General features: G+C 52.6%; 5 protein-coding genes. 4 read left to right on the top strand and 1 reads right to left on the bottom strand.

Annotation, left to right across the window (positions count from 1 at the left end; translation table 11 throughout):
• The coding region (locus tag Q0340_RS06520) for a radical SAM protein (RefSeq protein ID WP_298082632.1) at nt 1–863 on the top strand (863 nt) is incomplete at its 5' end.
• 580 nt (nt 864–1,443) lie between these two features.
• Here the strand turns inward: Q0340_RS06520 and Q0340_RS06515 are convergent.
• A complete protein-coding gene (locus Q0340_RS06515) occupies nt 1,444–3,711 on the bottom strand; it encodes a DNA polymerase III subunit gamma/tau (RefSeq protein WP_298082631.1) in 2,268 nt (755 codons plus the stop codon).
• Nucleotides 3,712–3,803: 92 nt separating this feature from the next.
• Here Q0340_RS06515 and Q0340_RS06510 point away from each other — a divergent pair, with 92 nt between their 5' ends.
• The 3 genes from Q0340_RS06510 to Q0340_RS06500 form a co-directional block, all read left to right on the top strand.
• Entirely contained in the window at nt 3,804–4,352 is a 549-nt protein-coding gene (locus Q0340_RS06510) for a YajG family lipoprotein (protein WP_298082630.1), read from the top strand.
• On the top strand, nt 4,353–4,970 hold the full coding sequence (locus tag Q0340_RS06505) for a ComF family protein (protein WP_298082629.1): 618 nt from the start codon (nt 4,353–4,355) through the stop codon (nt 4,968–4,970).
• A gap of 38 nt (nt 4,971–5,008) precedes the next feature.
• Nucleotides 5,009–5,373, top strand: a 365-nt coding sequence (locus tag Q0340_RS06500) for a DNA gyrase subunit A (protein WP_298082628.1), incomplete at its 3' end; no start/stop codon positions are given.

The following is a 5,373-nucleotide window of genomic DNA, read 5'->3' as shown; positions in this document are numbered from 1 at the left end:
GGTTCGGGCGCAGCCTCGGTATCGATCTGAGCCCGCAGCGCAAGCAGTGCAACTTCAACTGCGTATATTGCGAGCTGGGCGCGGGCAAGCCGGTGAGCGCGATGAGCGAGCCCTGTGAGATCGGCCCGGTCATCGCCGAGCTGAAAACTGCGCTGCAAAGCCACGTGGGCATTGACGTCATCACGATCACGGCAAACGGCGAGCCTACGCTGCATCCGCGCTTTGCAGAGCTAGTGGACGCGCTAAAGGCGCTGAACCTGCCGCAGAAGCTGCTTGTGCTCTCAAACGGCTCGCTCGTGCGCGAAAACAGCGCGGCGTTAGCGAAGCTTGATATTTGCAAATTTTCGCTAGATAGCGTGCTTGCGAAAAGCTTTCGCAAGGTGGACGGCCCGCACGCGGGTATCGGCGCCGAGGATATCGTAAGCGCGATCGCGGATTTCGCGCGCGAGTTTCGCGGCGAGCTTGATATCGAAATCCTAGTCGTACGCGGCATCAACGACACGCAAGAGGACTTTGCGGCGCTAAATAGGGCTCTGGCGCGTATCAATCCGCACCGCGTCGATCTGGGCACGATCGATCGTCCGCCCGCATATCGCGTGCAGGGTGTGTGCGAGGCGCAGCTGCGCTACCTAGCTACTTTCATCGAAAATCAAAACGTAAATATCATCGCCGCGCCTAAATATGCAAGCGAGCGGCTGAGCTTTAGCGAGGATGAAATTTTGCGCACTCTCTCGCGCCGTCCGCAGCGCACGAGCGACGTGGAGGCGATGTTTGACGAAGCGAGCGCGCAGCTTTTAAAGCGTCTCGTGGGTGCTGGCAAGGTCGTTTTTAAAGACGGTTTTTACGAGATCGCAAAAGGCTAGGGCGTTAAAATTTTAAAAGCTTTTTCGCGGCGCAGCGAGGGAACGGCTTACATTTAGGTCTCGCGTCGCAAAGAGTGCTGCCGCACTTGAGCTAGAGGGCGGCGCAATGCTAGCTAGCGTTAAATTCGGCGCCGAGTTGCGTCGCTGCCGCAAAGATACCGGCGCACCAGGTTTGGGAAGCGATCCTGCTGCGCGGGGTGCTGATCTTTAAATAGGCCAAGCTGCGCTCAAAAGCGTCGCTAAATTATGAAATTTATGCGCACGGCGTAAAGATACAGACCCCAAACGGCGCTTTTTAGTACCGATGGATTATTGAAGTAGGTTTAATGGATGGCAAAAGCGGGTTTAGACCTGCGGGAGATCGCGAAGAGCTGGCGCGGCTCTTTGCTGCGCACGTCCCACTGAAGCCGTTTGCCTCGAAAGATCAAACGCCGTTACAAAACCGAGCGAAGTGGGTAAAAATTTAAAAAGCCGAAATTTTAAAATCGCACAGGTTCGCTTCGCCGCGTAAATTTCTATATCGTTTTGGCGCGCTTAAATTTAAAATCGCGCGGCGCAGTGTAAATTAATTCACAGCGCGCTATTCCGTGATTTTGGTGGGCTCGCCGAATAGCCTATTTATCTCGGAGATCAAAATTTCCTTGCCGTCCTGCGCGCCGTTTGCGAGCTCGGCGAGGCCTGCCTTGGCGGCGCGCACGCTCTTGCTCGCATCGCGGGGCTTTGCGGCGTAGTTTTGCGGATCGGTGGATCTTAACAGATCATCCTTCTCCCCGCCGTCATCTCCTGCAGAAATTTCGGAATTTTGCAGCTTGGAATTTGAAGCGGAATTTTGCGAATTGGAATTTGTCGCGGAATTTCGCTGCGCGGAATTTTGCGCCGTAGAATCCGCCACGGATTTTTCCAAATTTTGCTGCTCGGAATTTTTTACCGCATCCGTTTGCAATTTTGCGGCTTGCGCCTCATTTGCGGCGGAATTTATTTGCGGCGCACAGCTCTGCTCGCTCTCTTGCTCGCCCGCTTGCGTAGATTCGGGATTGTCTTGCACGCTGCTAGAGATTGAGCTTTCAGTAAAATTTTGCGCCGCGGAATTTACAGGGCTTTGTGAGGTCGAATTTGCAGGGCGCATAGTATCGGCGCCGGATTCGAAAGTCGCGCCTTGCGTAGAATTCTTGCTTTGCGTAGCGGTTGCGCCACGTGCGGAATTCCGATCGCGCTCGCTTTGGGCGGGATCATCGCCGTTTTGCGGCGCGCCTTGCTCGATCTTGATGGCTGCGCTCTCGCCGAAAAGCGATTTTAGCACGCTATTGATCGCTCGCGAACCCTTGCGTAGGTACTCTCTGTCCTGCCCCTGCGCGCGCGAGAGCAGATACAATGTGCCGCGCTCGAGCTTTAAAAATTCCACGCATTTGCTAAATTTCTCGCCTAGATCGTAATCGCGGTCGTAAATTTTGGCTAAAAAATTCTCGTAAATTTCATTTTGAGCGCCCGTTTTGACGGAAGAGCTAGAATTTTGCGCCTGCGCCGTTGCGCCCGGTTTGATCTCGCCGCCTGCGTCAGGGCTTTGTTTTGCCGCACCGAAGTTTTGCGCCGAGTTTGCGGGACGTTTTGCGCTTGCCGTAAAGCTAGGCACGCCGCTTGTCGCGCTATCCGCCTCACTCGGCGCAAAAGTCGCGCCGCCCGGCTCGCTATTTGGCGAAAAATTCGCGCTTTGGTTGGAATTTGACCTAAAATTCGGCGCGGAGCTTTGCGCGTTTAAATTAGGCACCGAAGCCGAAGGATAGCCCTCGCCTTGATCCAGCGATCTTCCGACCTCTATGAGCTCGTCGATCTCGCGCAGATTTACCGCCTCCATCATCATAAAAATCATCATAGAAATTGCGTAAGTGTTGTCCGGGCTGATGGCGAGCATGCTCTTAGCGCCCGCTAAAATGCGGAAAAACCGCTCATACATCAGCAGGCTAAATTTCGCGTCGCGGCGCAGGAATTTATCCTTTAAATTTGCGATCATCTCGTCGATTATCGTCTCGGCGTTGTAGTTTTCGACCTCTTTGATGATCTCGATCGCGCCGGCGCGGTCCTGGCGTAGCACGACGTCTAAAATTTCGCCGATTTTAGTGGGATCGAGCAAGCCCAGCATATCGGCGATCGCGCGCTGCGTGATTCCTTCGCGGCTAAAGATAATCGCCTGATCGAGGAGCGTGAGCGTGTCTCGTAGCGAGCCCGAGCCGCTGCGCGCTAAAATTTCAAGCGCGCCCTCTTCGTAAGCGATGTTTTCGGTTTTTAAAATTTGCTCTAGGTGCGCTACGACGGCGCTTTTAGCGATCGGCTTAAAGCGAAAGTGCTGCGTGCGCGATAGCACCGTGACGGGAAGCTTGAGCGGATCGGTAGTCGCAAGGATAAATTTTACGTAGCTAGGCGGCTCCTCGAGTGTCTTTAAAAGCGCATTGGAGGCCTCTTTGGTGAGCATATGCACCTCGTCGATGATGAAAATTTTAAAGCGCGCGCTTGCGGGATGATACTTCGTCTGCTCGATGAGCTCGCGGATATCGTCGATCTTGCGGTGGCTGGCGGCGTCCATCTCGATGATGTCGATGTGGCGCCCCTCGTTTGCCATTACGCAGTTATCGCAGATCTCGCACGGCTTGCCGGTAGGGCCTTTATCGCATAAAAGCGCTTTGGCAAAAATCCTAGCCGTCGAGGTTTTGCCGCTGCCGCGAAGTCCGCTGAAAAGATATGCGTGGCTCAGCCTGCCCGAATCCAGCGCGTGCGCGAGGCTTTTGGCGACGGCGTCTTGACCGATGAGCTGCTCGAAGCTTTTGGGTCTGTATTTTAAAGCGAGTGCTTGCAAAATTTCTCCTTTGATCTTACAATGATACAAAAAAATCTATAAATTTTAAATTTAGTGCTACAATGCGCCCGAATTTCAGAAAAAGGATCGAAATGAAAAAATTTTTACTCGGCGTCTTTGCGCTATTTTTTGTCGCCTGCTCGCAAACCAGCAGCGTCATCAGCCTAAATCCGTATCTTTCTAAGGCCGATCAGACCGTAAGCGGCAAGTCGGTAAATATCAACGCGATCAACGATCAGCGCGAAAATCAGATGGTAATCGCCGTTATAAACGACAACGACGGCAAACTCGTCGATGAGGTGCTTTTAAAAAACAATCTTTCGGCGTGGTTCGACAAGGCTTTGCGCGCGGAGCTTGAGGCTCGTGGCGTAAAGATCGATCCGGCAAGCTCTAATATCGTAACCGTAAATATCAGAAGCATCTCGGCAGCGATCAACGGCTACTCGAAGGAAAATATGAGCGCAAGAGGCGAGATCGCGATTTCTATCGTGCAGGGCAACAAAACTACGACCAAGCGCGTTTCGCAGGATCAGAGCCAATTTACCGCGCTTCGCACGGCTAGATCGCTTAATCCTTTCGTGCAAAGCTTGCTTGGCGACATCGTCAAAAAATCCGCCGATCAAATCATCTTGACGCTTTAGATGCGCTGCGTAAATTGCGGCGCGTTTAGCCTGCGCACGATCTGCGCCGCCTGCGCCGCAAATTTAGCCGAATGCCGCCTAAGTATGCGGCAGGTGGAGGGCTTTAGCGTATTTTACTACTATGGCTACTCCGAAATTCGAGAGCTTATACTTTCTAAACATCACGAATACGGCGCTGCGGTGCTTGCGCGCATAGCCTCTTTAAGCCTAGCGAAATTCCCGCTTCATCTGCAGCGCGAAATTTCTGCAAATCCGCAAAATTACGAAACGTTTAAAACGGACGGAATTTTTAAATTTAACGCCGTGCCGCTAGATGATGACGCACGCAGCGGCTATTCGCACACGGCGATCTTAGCTCGCGCGCTAAAAAGCGAGCTAATTGAGCCAAAATTTCACTGCCTGCGCGCGCAAAACCGCGTCAAATACACCGGGCAGAGTTTGGAATTTCGCCTAAAACACAAGCGAAATTTTAAAATTTTAACCCCGCCGCAATTCCCCGTGATCCTGGTAGACGACATCATCACCTCGGGTCTTAGCATGCTGCAAGCGCGCGAGAGCTTGATCGATGGCGGCTTTATGCCCGTGTGCGGCTTGGTTTTAGCTAATGCAAAAGAATAATTCGCTATAATCGCGCTTTAAAATTTAAAAGGATATTTATGCAATCAAATATGTTTGAAAATCAGGAGATCATCGATATCGACGTCGAAGAATCGATCAAGACGAGCTATCTTGATTACTCGATGAGCGTTATCATCGGTCGTGCGCTACCCGACGCCAGAGACGGCCTAAAGCCTGTGCATAGGCGAATTTTATATGCGATGAACGATCTTGGCGTGGGCTCTCGCCAGCCATACAAAAAATCCGCTCGTATCGTAGGCGACGTCATCGGTAAATACCATCCGCACGGCGATACCGCCGTTTACGACGCGCTCGTGCGAATGGCGCAGAGCTTTTCGATGAGAATCCCTTCCGTCGACGGTCAAGGTAACTTCGGATCGATCGACGGCGACGGAGCGGCGGC

This window comes from uncultured Campylobacter sp. (assembly GCF_938045595.1).
Lineage (GTDB): Bacteria > Campylobacterota > Campylobacteria > Campylobacterales > Campylobacteraceae > Campylobacter_B.
The sequence above is the reverse complement of the archived record's forward strand: the minus strand, read 5'-3'. Positions and strand labels throughout refer to the sequence as shown.